Here is an 18,940-nt window from a genome sequence, read left to right as displayed (position 1 = left end):
ACTTTAGCTTTCCGGCTTGCTGCTGAGTTGTTAGTGGTTGGGCGTCAGGATCTTGTTCTTATTGAGTTTCGTCGACCTTCAGAAACTTTGGAGTGGGGGGTGCTGAATTGGGATTCCTACGTTCGGTTTCTCGCATGATTTCGCGAATCTCTTCACCGGTTTTCGAAATATAAACTAGGCAAGAACTGGGGCTTTTGTGGTGCATCATTTTTTGAATGTCCACCATTTCAAAGTCATGCTCGAAGAGTCGATAGCCATAGGCATGCCTGTGTCCGTGCTCAGTAGTCCCCATTAATTTGGAAGGCGTAAGACCAATGCGCCTGACGGCGGCCTGGTGGCGTCGCCTGAAATTTTTTTTAGTTTCAGGTTCGCCATAGATATTTGTGAAGGCGTACGGCTGAGAATTCGTTCGTTGTTCTACGCGCTGGTATTTAAGATATAGCTGAAAAATGGCTAGAAATTCTGCGGCCTTAGAAGGCGGGAAAAATGAAATTTCCATGTAGTTATCGGTGTGATCGAGCAGCGGGCTCTTCCAGCCAGCATGGAGGCTCTCGGTCTTTAAATATGCTGTGCGAGGTTTGAGTCCGTACTTTCTTTTCAGATAGTCCTCGCGATTGCTATAGCCGCGCTCAGGTGCCTTTCCGTCACGAGGATGGTAAATTCTAATCACGGCTTCGTTTCGACTCATATCGATTCCGATGTCGGAAAGGAATATATGAAATAGCTCGCTTTCTCGTACGCCACCGTAATGCATAAGATATGTCATGGCCTGGGATTTGTAGTCCCAGTAATAGGGGCTATTCGGGTCTGAGATTTTAGGACTTATAAATCCTTTTTCGATAAGGTCGTTGAAGCGACTTTCAGGGAACCGCTTCACTTCCTCTAAGAGAGCAGTATCTTCGGAGAATTTGGCGATCTCTCTGGAATATTTGATTTGCTCAAGTGCACTATTGCTTTTTAGATGTTTCAGCAGGCTGTTATTCTTTTTATGGTGATAGGCGCACCAATTTAGCTTCTGTTCATGATTGGTTGCTTCCCGGATTGGGTTGATAATCACACCGCTATGGCCTGGCTGCAGAATTAGCCAGTCGGTATAGTTAGTTAGATAACCAATGATACGGTTTGCCTGCTTCTTACTGCGTGGTCTCCAGAAGAGCTCGGTCGGATCTTCACCTTTCCAGTCAACGGTTCCGTGATCCAATGCGAATCTGAATGCTTTCATCAGATCTACAGCAGAGCTAAACGGTATGTCTGACTGTTCGGTGAACTCCACCAGCATTTTCACTGCGCGATTAATGGCTGCCTGGCCGGAGCTGCTGCTGTCTGTCTCAGTGTGGTACTGAAGGAGCGAGACAAGCACGCCGTGCTTGGTGAGCAAGCCTTGAATCGTCTGGCCGGTATGACCTGTCGTATTGCTTCGGTACATGACCTTGATGTAGGCAACGCTCATCGTTTTGCAGCCCTCGCTTTTTCACTCGCTTGATCAAAGAAGGGGAGGTGGGCAAGGGGTAGGGAGGGTTCGATCACCGATGCGTGATCGAAAGGCAGGATGAGAGTCGTAGGCCTTGAGAGAGGGCTCAGAGGTAATGGGTATCCGAAGGAGAAAGGAGTCAGAGTCATCGCGCGTGCGCGCCCGCTTACGTTGGCATATTCCAAGGGTCGGCCAGGGTTTCCAATTTTTCTGGGGCTGGGTGTTGACAGCATTGGTATACTCAGTGTACTATCTATTTGATTAAGGTTTTAATACTAGCACCGTCCTTTTTTTTAGGGCAAGGTGCTTTTTTCGTTACTGGGCAGAAATAATCGCGGCGCAAGCGCGGTCACTAGGCGCTGATTCTCGCCGCCCCTGTTGGCACCCCCCTCTTTATCTTGCGTCGCCTCCTGACTGACACTCCCTGACTGCATTGTGGGTCAGTGAATCGGGTCTTGCTGAAATGTGATTCACGACATCGTGCTTCGCGGCCTGTACCGGGATGACTTCCTCCTCCGCGATGTGGGTCGCTCTCGGGTTGAATCACTTTTCTCGCTCTCACGCTTCTCGTCAGTCCTGCTCCTCTCTTTCGGTTCTGTAGCCTCAATGGCTGAATAGTCAAATATTGTCAGTGGGCTTTGTCTCGATGATGTAGTGGTCAACTGATCCCGGACACGACGTTAAGTTTTTTCTCAGCCTGAGCCGGTGGCAGCCCACCATTAAATTGGTGCGGTCGAATCCAGTTGTACCGGTGCATCAAAAAATGGCTGATATCCCGCTGAGCTTGTTGGACCGTCGTGTAGCCCATGGTCGGTATCCACTCGGTTTTCAGGCTCCTGAACACCCGCTCCATCGGCGCATTATCCCAACAATTTCCTCGCCGGCTCATGCTCTGACGCATGCGATATCGCCAAAGGCGCTGGCGAAAACTCCGGCTTCCATATTGCGAGCCTTGATCGGAGTGGAATAGCAATCCTTGAGGCTTCCCTCGCTGCTCGTAAGCCATGTCCAAGGCCTTGATGACCAAGTCGGCATCCGGCTTTCCCGACAACGCCCAGCCCACAACACGGCGGGCAAAAAGATCTAGCACAACCGCCAGATACTGCCATTTCCCTTGAGCCCAGATGTAAGTGATATCGCCACACCAGACGTGGTCAGGAGCAGGCACATCAAACTCCCGGTTCAAAATATTAGGGATGTCGGGCCGCTCGACCGTCGCCTTTTTGTAAGCATGCGATCCCGGTTGTTTGCTGACCAACTCCAGCTCGCGCATCAGGCTGCGCACCTTGAATCGCCCGATCTGCTCGCCGTCGTCCTGCATCATAGCCATGATGCTACGGCTACCTGGAGCACTGCGGCCTTGGGTGAACAACTCGTTCACCCGACTGCGCAATCGAAGGCGTTCTACATCCGGTGTGCGGCGCCTGAGATGCCGAGCGTAGTAGCACGAGCGGGTCATTTCAAACACCTTGCACAGCCAATCAACCGGCTCGTGGATGCTCAACTGGTCAATCAGCGCGAACGCTCGAGATCTTCCGACATCAAGAGCGCGGTAGCCTTTTTTAAGATCGATTTTTCCCGCTCAAGGCGAGCAATTCGGGCTTCCAGCTCTTGGATTTTCTGCTGCTCCGGGGTCAGCGCTTTGCTCTGCGGGGTGACGCCCGTGCGTTCTTGCTGCACCTGGTCGACCCATCGGCGCAAAGCCGACTCGCCGACACCAAGCGAGCGGCTGGCCTCAATGAAGCTGTAATCCTGCTTGATAACGAGGTCGGCAGCCTCGCGTTTGAATTCAGGGGAAAAGGTACGGCGTTGTTTGGTCATCTGACACCTCGTTCTGGCGAGCATTCTCGCCTAAATGGGTGTCCGGTTTCATTAGACCACTACAGGTTGGGCAGTGATGGGGAGGGGGATGGATGGAACGTCGGGACGTGAGGCTAGGTGCGACGGGGGGGGCGGGGTTTTAGTACCTTGGGGGTAGGGGAACTAATACCAGTACAACAAGAAGTTGCTGCGCGAGATCGACCGTCGCGTGCGCTACCTGCGCAAGCGCCTGGAAGACATGCGTGTGGTGGAGTACATGCCCGAGCAGGAGGGCAAGGTGTTTTTTGGCGCCTGGGTGGACATCGAAAACGAACAGGGTGAGACCAAGCGTTTTCGTATCGTCGGCTATGACGAGATCTATGATCGGATGGACTACATCTCCATCGACTCACCCATGGCCCGTGCGCTGCTGCGCAAGGAAGTAGACGACGAGGCCCTCGTGCAGACCCCGAGTGGTGAAGTGTGCTGGTGGATCACCGGGATCGAGTATGTGAAGTGAGCGGGGCTGCGAAAACACTAGAGATCAAATGTGAGAGCTGTCGAGCTTTAGCGAGGCTGCGATGCCGGCGCTGCGGTCTGGCAAAGACCGCGCGGTGATCCCTTCGCCGCGTTGCTAAAGCGCTCCCACACAGCGCTTCAACCTTCGCGCAACACAGTCAGCGGGCTGGCGTTCAGTGCACGGCGGGTGCCAAACACACCCGCACCGCCGATCAGCACGGCGCCAATCACCGGCAGCAACAACAACCATGGGTGAGGCTGCCAGGCCAGGTCAAATGCATAGCGGTACAGCACAAAGGTCACCAGTTCAGTCCCCAGTGCCGCCAACAGCCCACTGACGGCACCCAGCAAGCCGAACTCGATACGCCTGGCCTTGACCAGCAGCTTGCGTTCGGCGCCCAGTGCGCGTAATAGCGCGCCTTGGCGGATACGTTCGTCCAGCGTGGCCTGCAGGCCCGAGAACAACACCGCCATCCCCGCTGCCAGGACAAACAGCAGCACGTACTCCACCGCCAGGGTCACTTGGGCGAGGATGCTGCGCAACTGCTCCAGCAGCGCCTCGACCTGCAGGATGGTTACCGCCGGGAACGCCCGGGACAGGTCGACGATTTGCTGGTCATGCCCGGGTGCCAGGTAGAAGCTGGTCAGGTAGGTGGTCGGCAGGTCCTTCAAGGTGCCTGGCTGGAAAATCATGAAGAAGTTGGGCTGGAAGTTATCCCAGTTGATGGTCCGCAGGCTGGTCACCCGCGCTTCACGATTTTCGCCGCCCACCGTGAACACCAAGTGGTCATTGAGCTTGAGCTTGAGGCTTTCCGCTACCTTGGCTTCTACGGAGACGCCAGGGATTTCATCGGTGGGCGGCTGTGACCACCATGAGCCCGCCGTCAGGGCATTACCCGGTGGCAGGTCGGCAGCCCAGGTCAGGCTCAGGTCGCGTTGTACCGCACGATCGCCGCTTGAGTCCTTGCTGACGATTTCCTGTACCGGTTCACCGTTGATACTGATCAGGCGACCCGGCACCACCGGATAAAGCGGCGCGGATTGCGCTTGCAGTTCCAGCAGGCGGGCGCCAAAGGCGTCCTTGTCGGCCGGCAGGATATTCAACGCGAAATAGTTGGGCGCATCCTTAGGCAGCTGGTTTTGCCAGGTGTCGAGCAACTCGCCGCGCAGCAGGGCGATCAAGCCCATGGACAGCAGGATCAGGCCAAACGCCAGGGATTGACCGGCCGCCGCCAACGGGTGGCGCAGCAATTGGCCCAGGCCCAGGCGCCACGGCAGGGAGGCGCGTGCCAGCAGGCGGCGCAGGCTTTGCAACAGCAGCAGGAGCAAGCCGCCGAGGACCAGCGCAGCCACCACGCCACCGCCCAGCAGGGCGAAGGTCAGCACCAGGTCGAGGCTCAGGCGCCACATGATCAGGCCCAATGCAAACAATGCTGCACCGTAGACCATCCAGGTGCTGGAAGGAATCGGCAGCAGGTCGCGACGCAATACCCTTAGTGGGGGCACACGACCCAGGGCGGCCAAGGGCGGCAGGGCGAAACCGGCGAGGGCGACCAGGCCGGTGCCGATGCCCGCAATTGCCGGTAACAGCCCGCCGGGAGGAACGTCCGCCGGCAGCAGGTCATGGAGAAAGTAGAACAGGCCAAACTGCGCCAGCCAGCCGAGCAGGGCGCCGGTCAGGCTTGCCAGCAGCCCCAGTACGCTCAGTTGCAGACTGAACAGCAACATGGCTTCGCGCCGTGACAATCCCAGGCAGCGCAGCAAGGCACTGGCGTCAAAACGCCGGGTGGCGAAGCGATTGGCCGACAGCGCCACGGCCACACCGGCCAGCAGCACCGCGACCAGGCTGGCCATGTTCAGGTAGCGTTCGGCCTTGCCCAGCGCGCCGCCGATCTGTTGGTTGCCGTCCCGTGAATCCTGCAGCCGCTGGTTGGCGGCGAGTCCTGGCTTGACCAGGTCACGATAGGTTTGCAGTACCGTGCTGCCCTGTGGCCCGCGCCACAGTTCGCGATAGCTGACGCGGCTGCCGGGCTGGACGACGCCGGTGGCGTCCAGGTCCGCCAGGTTGATCATCACCCTGGGCGTAAGGCTGTAGAAGTTGCCGGCGCGGTCCGGCTCATAGGTGAGCACGCGGGTCAGGCGCAGGGTTTTCATGCCCACATCAATGCTGTCGCCGACCTTGAGGTCCAGTGCTGTCAGCAGCCGGGCTTCAACCCAGGCTTGCCCGGGTTTGGGCCCGCCGCCAGGGGTCTCCTCGCCGAAGGGCGCAGCAGCGCTTTTCAGTTCGCCGCGCAGCGGGTACTGCTCGTTGACCGCCTTGATGCTGGAGAGCTGGATGCCGTTATCAGTGGCTATAACGCTGGAGAACTCCACGACGCGAGCGTGACCGAGGCCCAATTCGGTGCCTGACTGGATTTGCTCGGGGCGGGCCGGCGAGCTGCCTTCCAGCACCAGGTCGGCGCCCAGAAACTCGGTGGCGCGCAACAACATGGCGCCATTGAGGCGAGCGCCGAAGTAGCCGATGGCGGTACTGGCGGCCACGGCCACCAACAGGGCGAAGAACAACACACGCAATTCGCCCGCGCGGGCATCGCGCAGCAATTGGCGCATGGCAAGGCTGAATAGGCGCAACAGCGGCAAACGTGCCATCAAGGCTCCAGGGGCGCGACCATCAGGCCGGCTTCAAGGCGGATCAGACGTCGGCAACGGTGGGCCAGGCGCTCGTCGTGGGTGACCAGCACCAGGGTCGTGCCGCTCTCTTTATTGAGTTCGAACAGCAGGTCGCTGATGCGCTCGCCGGTGTGGCTGTCGAGGTTGCCGGTAGGTTCGTCGGCAAACAGTACGTCCGGTTCGGCGGCAAAGGCGCGGGCAATCGCCACGCGTTGCTGCTCGCCACCTGAGAGTTGGCGTGGTGAGTGGGTCAGGCGCTGGCCCAGGCCGACACGTTCGAGCAGGTGCCGGGCGCGCTCGCGGGCGTCTTTGCGGCCGTCCAGCTCCAACGGCAGCATGACGTTCTCCAGCGCGTTGAGGCTGTCGAGCAGTTGGAAGGACTGGAACACGAACCCTACGTGCTCGGCACGGATGCGCGCGCGCTGGTCTTCGTCGAGAGTGCTCAAGGCTTGCCCGGCGAGGGTGACTTCGCCGCTGCTGGGCAGGTCGAGGCCGGCCAGCAGGCCGAGGAGGGTAGATTTGCCGGAACCGGAGCTGCCGACGATAGCCAGGCTATCGCCCTTGTTCAGTTCCAGGCTCAGTTCGTGCAGGATAGTCAGTTCACCTTCCGCGCTGGGAACCACTTTGCTAAGGTTCCGCGCGGTGAGAATGCTTGCGCCCATGGAGAATCCGATGCGAATGTGGTTTTTGAGTGCTGGCCTGGCCTTGATGTGCATGGCCCAGAACGCAGCGGCGGGTACAGTCCTGATCGTTGGCGATAGTATCAGTGCCGGTTTCGGCCTGGATACCCGCAAGGGGTGGGTTGCCCTGCTGGAGCAACGGCTCAAGCAGGAAGGTTTCGACGATAAAGTGATCAACGCCTCCATCAGCGGGGATACCAGTGCCGGGGGCTTGGCGCGGCTGCCGGCGGCGCTTGCAGAGCATAAGCCAGACGTGGTGGTGATCGAGTTGGGCGGCAATGATGGATTGCGTGGACAACCCCCGGCGCAATTGAAACAAAATCTTGCGTCGATGATTGACCAGTCCAAGGCCGGTGGTGCCAAGGTGTTGTTGTTGGGGATGCAATTACCGCCCAACTATGGCCCGCGCTACACCACGGCATTTGCCGAAGTCTTTGGCGCACTGGCCAAGGAAAAAAACGTCCCGCTGGTGCCGTTTTTCCTCGACGGCGTGGGTGGGCACCCGGAGCTGATGCAGGCCGATCAACTGCACCCGGCCGTCGGCGCCCAGGGCAAGTTGCTGGAAAATGTCTGGCCGACGCTAAAACCGCTGCTTTGACGCTTTTCTACCGGCAGGCTTTCGGCTAAGGTGGCGCCCCCCCGATTTGGAGCCCCTGATGTCGCGTCCTGCCTGGTCCCTGTTTAATTACCAACTGATCGAGCCGGACGAGCAGCTGGATCTGTTCGCCTGCCAGGAAGTGCGGGTGCATCTGGTGACGCGTCAACTGGAACTGGGCGGCACCATCGATCGTACCCTGTGCGGCACGCTGCTGCCGGCGCAACCGCGTTGGTCGCGGGTTGATCGCTCGATCTTCCAGGACCAGCGCCTGTGCCCGTTGTGTCGTGCGATCCTGGAATCCCAGAAGCGTGGCACGCCGCCGATCTGGCCGGAGCTGCGTTTCGAGCTGTAAGGGGCAGCTAGAAGCGCGCTTCACGTATACAATCTATCTTTATCTCCCGTCGTTCTGCGAAGGATTTTCCGGATGTTGTCGCGCCTTTCCGTCGTCACCTGCTGCCTGTCTCTCGCCGCACTCTGTGCGGCCGGTTCTGCGTCAGCTTTGCAGTTGCCCTTGCCACCGCCGGGTGAAGACATCGTCGGTCAGGTCCAAGTGATCAAGGCCAAGTACGAGGACACCTTTGCCGACCTGGGCACCACCTATGACCTGGGCTATTCGGAGATGGTCGCGGCTAACCCGGGCGTGGATGCCTGGTTGCCGGGGGCGGGCACCGAGATCGTGCTGCCGACGCGGTTCATCCTGCCGCCGGGCCCACGCGAAGGTATTGTGATCAACCTGGCGGAGTACCGGCTCTACTACTACCCCAAGGGCCAGAACGTGGTCTACACCTTTCCGCTGGGCATTGGTCGTGAAGGCTGGGGTTCGCCTATCGCCCATACCAGCATCATTGCCAAAACGCCGAACCCGACCTGGACGCCGCCCGCCTCGATCAAGGCCGAGCACGCCGCCAACGGTGACCCGCTACCCAACGTGGTCCCGGCCGGCCCGGATAACCCCTTGGGCCCGTTCAAGTTTACCCTGGGTACTCCGGGTTACCTGATCCACGGCTCCAACGCGAAGTTCGGCATCGGCACCCGCACCAGCCACGGCTGCTTCCGTATGTTCAACAACAACGTGCTGGAGATGGCCGGCATGGTGCCGGTGGGCACGTCGGTGCGCATCATCAGCGAGGCCTACAAGTTCGGTCGCAGTGGCGGCAAGGTCTATCTGGAAGCGCATACGCCATTGAATGATGACGGGACGCCATCGGTGGTCGACAAGCACACGGCAGTGATCAACGCCTTGCTCAAGCGTGAAGACTTGGCCAATCAACTTCGAGTGAACTGGGATCAGGTGCGTGACGTCGTCGCGGCGGAAGACGGTTTGCCGACGGAAATCGGTGTGCCGGGCCCGGCACCGATCGCCTCCAGCGCGCCGATCGACCTGCAGCAATAAGGCGTTCGTTCAAAAGCCCGTCAAGGCCTTGCGCCTCGGCGGGCTTTTTATTGCGCGTTATTCAGGTACACATCCCAGGCAATAAAAAAGCCGACCCATAAATGGATCGGCTTGATAACAACCCCGAAGGATTATTACTTGCGGCTAGCTTTTTCAAGCATACGCAGTGCGCGCTCGTTAGCTTCGTCAGCAGTCTGTTGTGCTTTTTGAGCAGCAGCCAGCGCTTCATCAGCTTTACGGTAGGCTTCGTCTGCACGAGCCTGGGAGCGAGCTGCTGCGTCTTCAGTTGCAGTCAGACGAGCTTCGGTTTCTTTGGAGACGCTGCTGCAACCGGTAGCCAGAACTGCGGCCAGAGCCAGAGCAGAGAATTTCAGAACGTTGTTCATCGTGTTCCCCTTCAAGGACTTTCTATTAGATGGCTAGTTCGCCCAGAGTGAGCTAATAGCCGGCGTACATACTACCCATTACTTGTAGTAAGTAAACTGACGTAGCGCAAGAAGCAAAAAAAATTCTCGTGCCGAATCTATTTTGGCTAACCTTTTGAAGGTTTGTATAAAAAGCGTCCAATTTTTTTCAATCAGGCGACAATTGGATCCAGGCTGGAAAGGCCGGCCGGCATGTGTTAAGCGCTGTAAATAGATGAAAATTTATATATACAGCTGACACTTTCGTTCAGCACGGCTTTGCGTTGCCCGGCATCTTTTGCGCATGTAGAGGTGACTTTAAGAGCGCCTGTTCGTCTCAAGGTTCAACTGCCGGCAATGTACAGGCTTTCGATCATCGGTTGATCGAGGCCCTTTCTATATCTACCAGCGGCAGGGGATGGCAGGTGCGCCTTGAGCAATCTCAGGATTGGTGCCTACTATTTCCTGCGTGCTGGTTGTGAGCGCTCAGGGTTTTCTCGTTGTCGGAACCGGCACGGGGTGGCGTAGATGTTCCTTCGCCGGAAAAACATCGGTAAGGTAGGGTCAGAAACCAAGACCCGCGAGGAGTAGTGATGAGCGAGGCGTTGTCCATCCACCATGACCAGGCTGGTCATCAGTTCGAGACCAATGTGGACGGTCATCGTGCCTATCTGACCTACATGGACCTCGGCAAACAGACCCTGGATATCTATCGGACCTTCGTGCCCAACGCACTGCGGGGCCGTGGTATTGCGGCGGCATTGACCGAGGAAGCCTTGAAGTTCGCCGAACAGGCAGGCTATACGGTGATCCCGTCCTGCTCCTACGTCGAACGCTACATGGAGCGCCACCAGCGTCATGCCGCGAAGCTGTAAGGCATAAATAGCACCATAAAAAACGCCGGGCTCAGCCCGGCGTTTTTGTGCGCGCAGTGTTGTGTCAGGTGCGTTTGCGTTTCGGCAATACGTCCTTGAGCTTGGCGTGCATGCTGCGCAGGGTGTTTTCAGTGGCGGCCCAATCGATGCAGGCATCAGTGATCGAAACGCCATATTGCAAGTCGGCCAGGTCTTTTGGAATCGCCTGGCAACCCCAGTTCAGGTGGCTCTCGACCATCAGGCCGATGATGGACTGGTTGCCTTCGAGGATCTGGTTGGCGACGTTTTCCATCACCAGTGGTTGCAGGGCCGGGTCCTTGTTGGAGTTGGCGTGGCTGCAGTCGACCATGATGTTCGGCTTGATCTTGGCCTTGTTCAGCGCCTGTTCGCACAGCGCAACGCTGACCGAATCATAGTTGGGCTTGCCGTTGCCGCCGCGCAGCACCACGTGGCCGTAGGCGTTGCCCTTGGTGGTGACGATGGACACGCCACCTTCCTGGTTGATACCCAGGAAGCGGTGCGGGCTGGAGACCGATTGCAGCGCGTTGATCGCCACGGTCAGGCCACCGTCGGTGCCGTTCTTGAAGCCCACGGCCGAGGAAAGGCCGGACGCCATTTCTCGGTGAGTCTGGGATTCAGTGGTGCGTGCGCCGATGGCCGACCAGCTGATCAGGTCCTGCAGGTACTGCGGGGAGATCGGGTCCAGGGCTTCAGTGGCGGTGGGCAGGCCCATTTCAGCCAGGTCCAGCAGCAATTGACGACCGATGTGCAGGCCATCCTGGATCTTGAACGAGTCGTCCAGGTACGGATCGTTGATCAAGCCTTTCCAGCCGACGGTGGTACGCGGTTTTTCGAAATAGACGCGCATCACCAGGTACAGGGTGTCGGACACTTCCGCCGCCAGTACTTTGAGGCGCTCGGCGTACTCGTGGGCAGCCTTGAGGTCATGGATCGAGCAGGGCCCGATGACGACGAACAGGCGGTGGTCGGTGCCGTCGAGAATGTCACGGATGACTTCGCGGCCCTTGGTGACGGTCTGCAGGGCAGCGTCGCTCAAAGGGATTTCGCGCTTGAGCTGATCAGGTGTGATCAGGGTCTCGTTGGATTCGACGTTTAGGTCATTGATCGGTAAATCAGCCATCGTGTTACTCGTCAGGGTCACGGGTGCCGGCCGCCAGCCATCCCCGTGCGGCGGAGCACAGCATGATTTGGATGCAGGGGGAGGGAACCTTAGCGCGTAACACCGGCCCGCGACAATGGGCAAAGCCCGCTTTAATCCAGCGTTGGCGCCATAAACGCTTCATGGGAGAACTCACAGGCATGGCGCGATACCCACTCGCGGGCCAGTGCTTCGAATTGCTGGGCGGTGGGTTCTGCGTTGTCGTGCTGGCGGCAATAGCGCTCTATCCGGCATGCTTGCTCACCCATTCGCGCACCGAACAGCGCATGTTCATCGGTAAACGAGACGCCGACGCGGTAGCCGTTTTCCACCTTGCGGCACCACGCCACATAGCCTGGATAACGCGCGCTGGCGCCCAGGGAAGGGATGTGCAGATCAACCGCCGTGCCTTCGCGCCAGGCGCGTGGCCAATGGCAGGCAACACCGCCCAGGCCGATAGTGTGCAGGCGTTGGCGGGGGATGGCAGGAGAGGGGCGTTGGATTAACTCGACAGCGACATCATCAGGGTGAGGTAAAAAACGACCCATGTACACGGACTCCGAGTACCGTCCAGTTGACGGCGGCAGCAGCAGTATAGTGAAGGAACTGGAATTGACCGACCTGGATATTGACCAGCAATTGCTGGGATTGCCAGGTATTTCGCTTGTCGTGTTCACAAGCGTAGGGTGTTCCAGTTGTCGTTGGGCGCGCCAGCAATTGCCAGGCTGGACGTTGCCGCTGGACCGGGTGTGCTGGGTGGATGCCGGGCACAACGGCGGTGCGGTCGAACGCTACCAGATCTTTCATTTGCCGGCGTTGTTCGTGGTGTGCGAGGGTCAATTCCTCGGGCAATTACAGACGCGTCTTACACCTTCTGACCTTGCTGACTCTATAAAACATGCGCTTACCCGCACTCCAGAGGATCTGCCATGACCGCACAATCAACCCGCATTGGCATCATCGGCACCGGCGCCATCGGTGGTTTCTACGGTTTGATGCTGGCACGCGCCGGTTTTGATGTGCACTTCCTGTTGCGCAGTGAGTACGCAGCGGTCAGCGAGACCGGCCTTCACCTTAACAGCAGCGTGCATGGCCCCTTGCACCTGCACCCGGTGCAGGCCTACGCCCGGGCTGCCGATATGCCACCGTGCGACTGGCTTCTGGTGGGCACCAAGTCCACCGGCAACGTCGACCTGGCCCCGACCATCGCCCAGGTTGCGGCGCCGGATGCCAAGGTGGTGTTGCTGCAAAATGGCCTCGATGTGGAAGACAGCCTGCGTGAGCACCTGCCCGCATCGCTGCATTTGCTCGGCGGCCTGTGCTACATCGGCGTGCATCGTTCTGCCCCCGGCGTTATCGAGCATCAGGCGTTGGGCCGGGTCAACCTGGGTTATCACAGTGGCTCGGCGGCCAATGATGAAGCCCGCCAAAAGGCGATCGTCGAAGCCGGCGCCGCGTTGTTTCACAAGGCGGGTATCGAGTCCCAGGCCATGGCGAACGTGCATCAGGCCCGTTGGCATAAGTTGGTGTGGAATGTGCCCTACAACGGCCTCTCGGTGTTATTGGGCGCGGGCACCACGGCGATGATGGCGGATGAATCCAGCCGCGAGCTGATTCAGGCGTTGATGGCCGAAGTGGTACAAGGCGCCCACGCCTGCGGCCATGAAATCCCCAAGAGTTACGCTGAGCAGATGTTCGCTATGACCGAAACGATGGTCGACTACCTGCCGAGCATGTACCACGACCACGTGCACAAACGCCCGCTGGAACTGGCGGCGATCTATGCGCGGCCACTCGCAGCGGCAAAAGCTGCCGGTTGCGAACTGCCGCGGATGCAGGCGCTGTACCAGGCCTTGAGTTTTATTGATCGGCATAACCGCTGAGTCGGGGGACACACCATGGCAAAGGAATTGGGCGACAAGCTGGTGCTGGCGATCTCGTCGCGGGCCCTGTTCGACCTGAGCGACAGCCACAAGGTCTACCTCGCTCAGGGCGTCGAGGCCTACCGCAAATACCAGATCGAACACGAAGAAGAAATCCTCGAAACCGGCGATGCCTTCCCGTTGGTCAAGAAGCTGCTGAGTCTCAACGCCAGCCTGGGCCGTGCCCGGGTCGAAGTGGTGCTGGTGTCGCGCAACAGTGCCGATACCGGCCTGCGCGTATTCAACTCGATCCAGCATTACGGCCTGGATATTTCCCGCGCCGCTTTCGTAGGCGGGCGTAGTCCTTATCCTTATTTGGCGGCGTTTGGCTGCCATCTGTTTCTGTCGACCCATGCTGAAGATGTGCGCAGTGCCTTGGATGCCGGTTTCGCGGCGGCGACGATTTTGTCCGGCGGTCCAAACCGTGCCTCCAGCGAAGAGCTGCGCATCGCCTTCGACGGTGACGCCGTGTTGTTTTCCGATGAGTCGGAGCGTGTTTACCAGGCTGGTGGGTTGGAAGCGTTCCAGGCCAATGAGCGCGAGTCGGCGCGCCGGCCTTTGCACGGCGGTCCTTTCAAGGGTTTTTTGGCGGCGCTCAACCTGCTGCAGCGCGAGTTTCCCGATGAGTCCTGCCCGATCCGTACGGCCTTGGTCACCGCGCGCTCGGCGCCGTCGCACGAGCGAGTGATTCGCACCTTGCGTGAGTGGGATATCCGCCTGGACGAGTCGTTGTTCCTCGGTGGCCTGGAAAAATCCGCGTTTCTGGAGGCGTTTGCTGCCGATGTGTTTTTCGATGACCAGGCCGGGCATTGCGAGAAAGCCAGGGAGTTTGTAGCGACCGGGCATGTGCCCCATGGCATCAGTAATGAGGTGAAGATCTAAGCTAATCGTATTCGCCCGGGCACTGCTAAGCTCATTTCATCTCCGCCATCCTGGCAGTTCCGGGGGGGTTCTATGATTCGTTCGATGCTGTACGCCACTGACCTTGGTCTGTACGCGCCTTATGTGATGCAGCACGCGCTGGCGCTGGCCCGAACGTTCAAGGCAGATTTGTATGTGATCCATGTGGTCGAGCCCATCGGGTTGTTCGCCGAATCGGTGTTACAGAGCTACCTTGATGAGAAGGCCCTGAGTGAATGGCAGAGTCAGGGGCTGACCACGGTGATGGCGACGATTGAGCAGCGGGTACTGGACAGTTTTCGCGAGGAGTTGGGGGAAGGGGAGCAAGACCTGAAGTTGATCCGTTCGGTGCGGGTGATCCAGGGGGACCCGTGCGAGGTGATACTCGACCAGCTGCGCAAACTGTCCGTAGACCTGTTGATTGTAGGCAGTCATAGCCACGCGATCGCGGCGGCCACCCCGTTGGGGCGCACTGCTGCACGGGTGCTTCAGTTGTCTACGGTGCCGGTGTACCTGGTGCCTTCGTTACAACGTCGACGCAGTGATGATGCGTGATGGGTAAACCAATAAAAAGTTCTAGATTTATCCATAAAACCTTTAATATAGTTATATACCGTCGCTGATACCCGTGGCGTCTATCTGCTTTGAGGGACACATATGAAGCTTCAACAACTGCGCTACATCTGGGAAGTGGCGCACCACGACCTCAACGTTTCCGCTACCGCTCAAAGCCTGTACACCTCGCAACCTGGTATCAGCAAGCAGATCCGCCTGCTCGAAGATGAGTTGGGCGTCGAAGTGTTCGCCCGCAGCGGCAAGCACCTCACCCGTGTTACCCCGGCCGGTGAACGCATCATCACCACCGCTGGCGAGATCCTGCGCAAAGTCGAGAGCATCAAGCAGATTGCCCAGGAATTCTCCAACGAGAAGAAGGGTACCCTGTCCATTGCAACCACCCACACCCAGGCACGTTATGCGTTGCCGCCGGTGATCCGTGACTTCATCAAGCAGTACCCGGACGTGGCCCTGCACATGCACCAGGGGTCGCCGATGCAGATCGCCGAGATGGCCGCTGACGGCACCGTCGATTTCGCTATCGCCACCGAAGCCCTTGAGTTGTTCGGTGACCTGGTGATGATGCCGTGCTACCGCTGGAACCGCTGCGTGGTCGTGCCGCAAGGTCACCCGTTGGCCAAGCTGCCGAAACTGACCCTGGAAGCCCTGGCTGAATACCCGATCGTGACCTACGTATTCGGTTTTACCGGCCGTTCCAAACTCGACGAAGCCTTCAGCCATCGAGGTCTTACGCCGAAAGTGGTGTTCACTGCGGCCGACGCCGACGTGATCAAGACTTACGTGCGCCTGGGCCTGGGCGTCGGTATCGTCGCCAAGATGGCGGTCGACACTGCCCTCGATAAAGACCTGGTGGTGCTTGATGCGAGCGAGCTGTTCGAGTCGAGTGTGACCAAGATAGGTTTCCGTCGCGGCACTTTCCTGCGGGGGTTCATGTGCGATTTCATCGAGAAGTTTGCGCCGCACCTGACCCGTGACGTCATGGCCAAGGCGATCCAGTGCCACAACAAGCAGGAACTGGAAGAGCTGTTCGACGGCGTTGAACTGCCCGTTCACTGAGTGGTTTATTTGGCCTCGGTAACCGTAAACAGTTGCCGAGCGCCTGCCACCAGAATCTCTACCTCATCACCTTCAAACTTGCCCAGCAGGCTTTTGCCCAGCGGCGAGCGCGGGGTGATGACGGTCACCGGTTGCCCCACCACGTCCACTTTCAAACCCGCCGCGTCCGGCGCCAGGAACAGCCACTGCTGGCGACCGCTCTCATCAGCCAGGCCCAGTAGCGCGCCGATTTCTATGCCCCGCTGATCATCGTAGGCACGCAGTGCCATGTTCTGGCACTGCGCCAGTGACTGCTTGATTTCCTCGACACGCTTGGCTTGCCCGGCTGCCAGGTAGGACGCCTCCAGCCCCAGAGTGTCGTATTTGTTTTCGGCGATGTTTTCTTCGTGGGTCGCAGTTTCGTAGGCGGTCTGCGCGGCACGTTGGGCAATGTCGAGGTCGACGCTGAGCTTTTCCAGGACCAACGAGTGGACGGCGTGTTTATTCATAGTGATCAATCGCAGAATTGCAGGACATTGGCCCGAGTCTTTTCGTTGGGAGCGTTCTGGTCCTGTTGCAGCCAGAACTGGCATTTGGGGTTGGACAGGTTGCGTGCATTGCTGCGGGCCTGATCCAGGGGTTGCTGCTGTTCCTGCTTCTGCAGGTTCTGCTGATATTGCTCGAACAGGCGGTTCGGCGGATCAGGTTCCACAACCGCAGGCTTGCCCAATTGCTGGACCGCCTGGGCCACCGGCGCCAGGCTCTGCGGAAACAGATAGCGCGAAGCCAGCCAAGTGGTCAGCACGATGGCGATAAACCCCAGCCACACGCCAAACGCGATAGAAACACTGAGCTTGAGCAGCGATAACGAACGATCAGACATGGCGGCCTCCTGGCAGGCATTTGCGGCGTGGTGGCGATTGTCGCACAGCCACTGTGCAGAATAATCGCGATCAAGCCTTCTGCATCGGTGCATTTATGCGGACAATCGAGCCTTTGATCGTTGGAGCCCGGAATGAAAGCCCGCTGGGATATTTTTTGCAGCGTTGTCGACAACTACGGCGACATCGGCGTGACCTGGCGCCTGGCCCGGCAATTGGTGGCGGAGCATGCTTGCGCTGTGCGTTTGTGGGTCGATGACCTGCGCGCCTTCGAGCGCATGTGCCCGGAAATTGATGTGCAGCAAGACGTGCAATGGCAGGAAGGCGTCGAAGTGTGCCATTGGCCGGCCGAGTGGGTGGGGGCGCCAGCGGCGGATGTAGTGATCGCCGCCTTCGCCTGCCAGTTGCCGCCCGACTATATGGAGGCCATGGCCGAGTGCGAGCGTACGCCGTTATGGATGAACCTGGATTACCTCAGCGCGGAAGACTGGGTGGTGGGGTGTCACCGGCTACCGTCGGTGAAATTCAAAGGCGTGCAGAAGTACTTTTTCTTTCCCGGGTTTCGTCCCGGCACCGGCGGCTTGTTGCGCGAGGCCGGGCTGCTGGAGCAGCGTCGGGCCTTTCAACAGGATGCCAGCGCGCAGCGAGACTTCCTGCAAGCCTTGGGCATATTTCCCGCAGCCGATGCGCGGCTGATCTCACTGTTTGCCTACGAAAATCCCGGGCTGGCCAGTTGGCTGGACGTGTTATCGACGGATGGGCGTGCCACTCATCTGTTGGTTCCGGAGGGCCGGATTCTGGGGGATGTGCAGCGCTGGCTGGGCCTGGACCGGCTGGCAGCGGGGGACATCCAGCAACGCGGAGCGCTGACGGTGCAGGTCATCGCGTTCGTACGCCAAGAGCAATATGACCGCCTGCTGTGGTGCTGCGACTTCAATGCCGTACGCGGCGAAGACTCGTTCGTGCGCGCCCAATGGGCCGGCAGGCCGTTGCTGTGGCACATCTATCGCCAGGACGAAGACATCCATCTCGACAAGCTCGATGCCTTCCTGGCGCTGTACACGGCCGGCTTATCAGCGGCGGCAAAGGCTGCCTTGATCGGACTCTGGCAAGCCTGGAACACGGAGGGCGATATGGCACAACCGTGGAAAATGTTGCTGGAACACGGGCCGGAGGTGAGCCAGCACGCCGAAACATGGTGTCTGGAACAAGGCTTGCAGGCCGATCTTGCGACGGCGCTGGTGAAGTTTTATGAAAGTTGGATATGATACGCCACCTTGAATTTTGTAAATCCCATCCAAATTTCGGATATATGCAATGAAAACTGGTAAAGAACTGAAACCCGGTACAGTGATCCGTCTCGAAAACGACCCTTGGCTGGTTCAGAAAGCTGAGTTCACCAAGTCTGGTCGTAACAGCGCAATCATGAAGACCAAGCTGAAGAACCTGCTGACCGGTTACAAGACCGAGATCGTCTACAGCGCCGATGACAAACTGGACGACGTGATCCTCGACCGCAAAGAAGCGACCCTGTCCTTCATCAGCGGCGACACCTACACGTTCATGGACACCACCGACTACACCATGTACGAGCTGAACGCTGAAGATATCGAAGCCGTTCTGCCGTTCATCGAAGAAGGCATGGAAGACGTCTGCGAAGCTATTTTCTTCGAAGAGCGCCTGGTTTCCGTAGAGCTGCCGACCACCATCGTGCGTAAAGTGGCCTACACCGAAGGTTCCGCTCGCGGCGACACTTCCGGCAAGGTGATGAAGCCTGCCAAGCTGAGCAACGGTACCGAACTGCAAGTGGCCGATTTCATCGAAATCGACGACCTGATCGAGATCGATACCCGCGAAGGCGGTTCGTACAAAGGTCGCGCCAAGAAGTAATTCTGGCCCAGCCGATACGAAAAAAAGCCCGACCTTGTGTCGTAATGCTGTTCACTTAAGCGGAGCAGCCCTACGATCCACCGGAAACCGGGTCTTTGATATCTTCACCGTCCTGGGTCTCGAAGGCCTTGGACGGTGGTTCAGAAACATCCCTCCAACACCCGCCC

The 18,940-nt window shown here is 58.6% G+C and carries 20 protein-coding genes and 1 pseudogene; 12 read left to right on the top strand and 9 right to left on the bottom strand.

The window, feature by feature from the left end; all coding sequences use genetic code 11:
* Positions 1-58: 58 nt before the first annotated feature.
* Positions 59-1,450: a gamma-mobile-trio recombinase GmtY gene (gene gmtY, locus AACY30_RS26440; protein ID WP_339541375.1), complete on the bottom strand. Its 1,392-nt coding sequence runs from the start codon at positions 1,448-1,450 to the stop codon at positions 59-61.
* 679 nt (positions 1,451-2,129) lie between these two features.
* Positions 2,130-3,292, bottom strand: a protein-coding gene (locus tag AACY30_RS26435; RefSeq protein WP_339541374.1) for an IS3 family transposase whose coding sequence is annotated in 2 segments (ribosomal slippage) — positions 2,130-3,040 and positions 3,040-3,292 — 1,164 coding nt in all. Because the reading frame shifts where the segments join, the coding sequence is not laid out codon by codon here.
* Positions 3,293-3,458: 166 nt separating this feature from the next.
* Between AACY30_RS26435 and greB the strand changes: the two are divergent.
* Positions 3,459-3,791, top strand: a pseudogene (greB, locus tag AACY30_RS26430) (transcription elongation factor GreB); the annotation flags it as partial.
* 137 nt (positions 3,792-3,928) lie between these two features.
* Here greB and AACY30_RS26425 read toward each other — a convergent pair.
* Both AACY30_RS26425 and AACY30_RS26420 read right to left on the bottom strand, forming a co-directional pair.
* Complete coding sequence (locus AACY30_RS26425; RefSeq protein WP_339541373.1) at positions 3,929-6,439, bottom strand: ABC transporter permease; 2,511 nt, start codon at positions 6,437-6,439, stop codon at positions 3,929-3,931.
* Positions 6,439-7,122 (bottom strand): ABC transporter ATP-binding protein, encoded by a 684-nt coding sequence (locus AACY30_RS26420; protein WP_005786391.1) that lies wholly within the window; start codon positions 7,120-7,122, stop codon positions 6,439-6,441. The genes AACY30_RS26425 and AACY30_RS26420 overlap by 1 nt, the downstream gene beginning before the upstream one ends.
* 10 nt (positions 7,123-7,132) lie before the next feature.
* Between AACY30_RS26420 and AACY30_RS26415 the strand changes: the two genes are divergently transcribed.
* The 3 genes from AACY30_RS26415 to AACY30_RS26405 all read left to right on the top strand — a co-directional run bounded on the left by AACY30_RS26415 (position 7,133) and on the right by AACY30_RS26405 (position 9,131).
* Positions 7,133-7,738 carry an arylesterase gene (locus AACY30_RS26415; protein ID WP_339541372.1) on the top strand — a complete coding sequence of 202 codons (606 nt, stop codon included), beginning with the start codon at positions 7,133-7,135 and terminating at the stop codon, positions 7,736-7,738.
* A gap of 58 nt (positions 7,739-7,796) precedes the next feature.
* Positions 7,797-8,090, top strand: a complete 294-nt coding sequence (locus AACY30_RS26410; RefSeq protein WP_065872740.1) for a hypothetical protein — start codon at positions 7,797-7,799, stop codon at positions 8,088-8,090.
* A gap of 72 nt (positions 8,091-8,162) precedes the next feature.
* Positions 8,163-9,131, top strand: a complete 969-nt coding sequence (locus AACY30_RS26405; protein ID WP_339437445.1) for a L,D-transpeptidase family protein — start codon at positions 8,163-8,165, stop codon at positions 9,129-9,131.
* 134 nt (positions 9,132-9,265) lie between these two features.
* Here AACY30_RS26405 and oprI read toward each other — a convergent pair whose 3' ends face one another.
* The gene (gene oprI, locus AACY30_RS26400; protein ID WP_003172710.1) at positions 9,266-9,517 is read right to left on the bottom strand and encodes an outer membrane lipoprotei OprI; all 252 of its coding nucleotides are present in this window, start codon (positions 9,515-9,517) and stop codon (positions 9,266-9,268) included.
* A gap of 611 nt (positions 9,518-10,128) precedes the next feature.
* Between oprI and AACY30_RS26395 the strand changes: the two genes are divergently transcribed.
* Entirely contained in the window at positions 10,129-10,410 is a 282-nt protein-coding gene (locus AACY30_RS26395; protein ID WP_049709309.1) for a GNAT family N-acetyltransferase, read from the top strand.
* A 64-nt stretch (positions 10,411-10,474) separates the two neighbouring features.
* Here AACY30_RS26395 and AACY30_RS26390 read toward each other — a convergent pair whose 3' ends face one another.
* Positions 10,475-11,551, bottom strand: a complete 1,077-nt coding sequence (locus AACY30_RS26390; protein ID WP_016975370.1) for a 3-deoxy-7-phosphoheptulonate synthase — start codon at positions 11,549-11,551, stop codon at positions 10,475-10,477.
* A 131-nt stretch (positions 11,552-11,682) separates the two neighbouring features.
* Entirely contained in the window at positions 11,683-12,117 is a 435-nt protein-coding gene (locus tag AACY30_RS26385; RefSeq protein WP_339470440.1) for a PilZ domain-containing protein, read from the bottom strand.
* On the opposite strand from AACY30_RS26385, the gene AACY30_RS26380 reads away from it, so the two are divergent.
* The 5 genes from AACY30_RS26380 to cysB all read left to right on the top strand — a co-directional run bounded on the left by AACY30_RS26380 (position 12,116) and on the right by cysB (position 16,023).
* The gene (locus AACY30_RS26380) at positions 12,116-12,502 is read left to right on the top strand and encodes a thioredoxin (RefSeq protein WP_339414780.1); all 387 of its coding nucleotides are present in this window, start codon (positions 12,116-12,118) and stop codon (positions 12,500-12,502) included. The genes AACY30_RS26385 and AACY30_RS26380 overlap by 2 nt on opposite strands.
* Entirely contained in the window at positions 12,499-13,452 is a 954-nt protein-coding gene (locus AACY30_RS26375) for a putative 2-dehydropantoate 2-reductase (protein WP_339541371.1), read from the top strand. The genes AACY30_RS26380 and AACY30_RS26375 overlap by 4 nt, the downstream gene beginning before the upstream one ends.
* A 15-nt stretch (positions 13,453-13,467) precedes the next feature.
* A complete protein-coding gene (locus AACY30_RS26370; protein WP_339541370.1) occupies positions 13,468-14,373 on the top strand; it encodes a 5'-nucleotidase in 906 nt (301 codons plus the stop codon).
* A gap of 72 nt (positions 14,374-14,445) precedes the next feature.
* Positions 14,446-14,946 carry a universal stress protein gene (locus tag AACY30_RS26365; RefSeq protein WP_049709304.1) on the top strand — a complete coding sequence of 167 codons (501 nt, stop codon included), beginning with the start codon at positions 14,446-14,448 and terminating at the stop codon, positions 14,944-14,946.
* A 102-nt stretch (positions 14,947-15,048) separates the two neighbouring features.
* A complete protein-coding gene (cysB, locus tag AACY30_RS26360) occupies positions 15,049-16,023 on the top strand; it encodes an HTH-type transcriptional regulator CysB (protein WP_339414776.1) in 975 nt (324 codons plus the stop codon).
* A 5-nt stretch (positions 16,024-16,028) separates the two neighbouring features.
* On the opposite strand, the gene AACY30_RS26355 is transcribed toward cysB, so the two are convergent.
* Positions 16,029-16,511 carry a GreA/GreB family elongation factor gene (locus AACY30_RS26355; RefSeq protein WP_339470437.1) on the bottom strand — a complete coding sequence of 161 codons (483 nt, stop codon included), beginning with the start codon at positions 16,509-16,511 and terminating at the stop codon, positions 16,029-16,031.
* A 5-nt stretch (positions 16,512-16,516) separates the two neighbouring features.
* The gene (locus AACY30_RS26350) at positions 16,517-16,885 is read right to left on the bottom strand and encodes a hypothetical protein (protein ID WP_339470436.1); all 369 of its coding nucleotides are present in this window, start codon (positions 16,883-16,885) and stop codon (positions 16,517-16,519) included.
* Between the two features lie 132 nt (positions 16,886-17,017).
* On the opposite strand from AACY30_RS26350, the gene earP reads away from it, so the two are divergent.
* Both earP and AACY30_RS26340 read left to right on the top strand, forming a co-directional pair.
* Complete coding sequence (gene earP / locus AACY30_RS26345; protein ID WP_339541369.1) at positions 17,018-18,151, top strand: elongation factor P maturation arginine rhamnosyltransferase EarP; 1,134 nt, start codon at positions 17,018-17,020, stop codon at positions 18,149-18,151.
* Between the two features lie 49 nt (positions 18,152-18,200).
* On the top strand, positions 18,201-18,773 hold the full coding sequence (locus AACY30_RS26340) for an elongation factor P (RefSeq protein ID WP_003172723.1): 573 nt from the start codon (positions 18,201-18,203) through the stop codon (positions 18,771-18,773).
* The last annotated feature ends 167 nt before the right edge of the window (positions 18,774-18,940 follow it).

This window comes from Pseudomonas sp. RA_5y_Pfl1_P24, assembly GCF_963970945.1.
Lineage (GTDB): Bacteria > Pseudomonadota > Gammaproteobacteria > Pseudomonadales > Pseudomonadaceae > Aquipseudomonas > Aquipseudomonas tritici.
Note: the sequence above shows the minus strand (reverse complement) of the source record. Positions and strands in the feature narration are given on the sequence as shown.

Bases quoted from the DNA above. Each gene is read 5' to 3' on its own strand.
- AACY30_RS26425 (WP_339541373.1), bottom strand. From the start codon at position 6,439: ATGGCACGTTTGCCGCTGTTGCGCCTATTCAGCCTTGCCATGCGCCAA.
- AACY30_RS26340 (WP_003172723.1), top strand. From the start codon at position 18,201: ATGAAAACTGGTAAAGAACTGAAACCCGGTACAGTGATCCGTCTCGAA.
- AACY30_RS26370 (WP_339541370.1), top strand. From the start codon at position 13,468: ATGGCAAAGGAATTGGGCGACAAGCTGGTGCTGGCGATCTCGTCGCGG.
- AACY30_RS26390 (WP_016975370.1), bottom strand. From the start codon at position 11,551: ATGGCTGATTTACCGATCAATGACCTAAACGTCGAATCCAACGAGACC.
- AACY30_RS26365 (WP_049709304.1), top strand. From the start codon at position 14,446: ATGATTCGTTCGATGCTGTACGCCACTGACCTTGGTCTGTACGCGCCT.
- earP (WP_339541369.1), top strand. From the start codon at position 17,018: ATGAAAGCCCGCTGGGATATTTTTTGCAGCGTTGTCGACAACTACGGC.
- AACY30_RS26350 (WP_339470436.1), bottom strand. From the start codon at position 16,885: ATGTCTGATCGTTCGTTATCGCTGCTCAAGCTCAGTGTTTCTATCGCG.
- AACY30_RS26380 (WP_339414780.1), top strand. From the start codon at position 12,116: ATGTACACGGACTCCGAGTACCGTCCAGTTGACGGCGGCAGCAGCAGT.
- AACY30_RS26355 (WP_339470437.1), bottom strand. From the start codon at position 16,511: ATGAATAAACACGCCGTCCACTCGTTGGTCCTGGAAAAGCTCAGCGTC.
- AACY30_RS26420 (WP_005786391.1), bottom strand. From the start codon at position 7,122: ATGGGCGCAAGCATTCTCACCGCGCGGAACCTTAGCAAAGTGGTTCCC.
- oprI (WP_003172710.1), bottom strand. From the start codon at position 9,517: ATGAACAACGTTCTGAAATTCTCTGCTCTGGCTCTGGCCGCAGTTCTG.
- AACY30_RS26405 (WP_339437445.1), top strand. From the start codon at position 8,163: ATGTTGTCGCGCCTTTCCGTCGTCACCTGCTGCCTGTCTCTCGCCGCA.
- AACY30_RS26415 (WP_339541372.1), top strand. From the start codon at position 7,133: ATGCGAATGTGGTTTTTGAGTGCTGGCCTGGCCTTGATGTGCATGGCC.
- gmtY (WP_339541375.1), bottom strand. From the start codon at position 1,450: ATGAGCGTTGCCTACATCAAGGTCATGTACCGAAGCAATACGACAGGT.
- AACY30_RS26385 (WP_339470440.1), bottom strand. From the start codon at position 12,117: ATGGGTCGTTTTTTACCTCACCCTGATGATGTCGCTGTCGAGTTAATC.
- cysB (WP_339414776.1), top strand. From the start codon at position 15,049: ATGAAGCTTCAACAACTGCGCTACATCTGGGAAGTGGCGCACCACGAC.
- AACY30_RS26410 (WP_065872740.1), top strand. From the start codon at position 7,797: ATGTCGCGTCCTGCCTGGTCCCTGTTTAATTACCAACTGATCGAGCCG.
- AACY30_RS26395 (WP_049709309.1), top strand. From the start codon at position 10,129: ATGAGCGAGGCGTTGTCCATCCACCATGACCAGGCTGGTCATCAGTTC.
- AACY30_RS26375 (WP_339541371.1), top strand. From the start codon at position 12,499: ATGACCGCACAATCAACCCGCATTGGCATCATCGGCACCGGCGCCATC.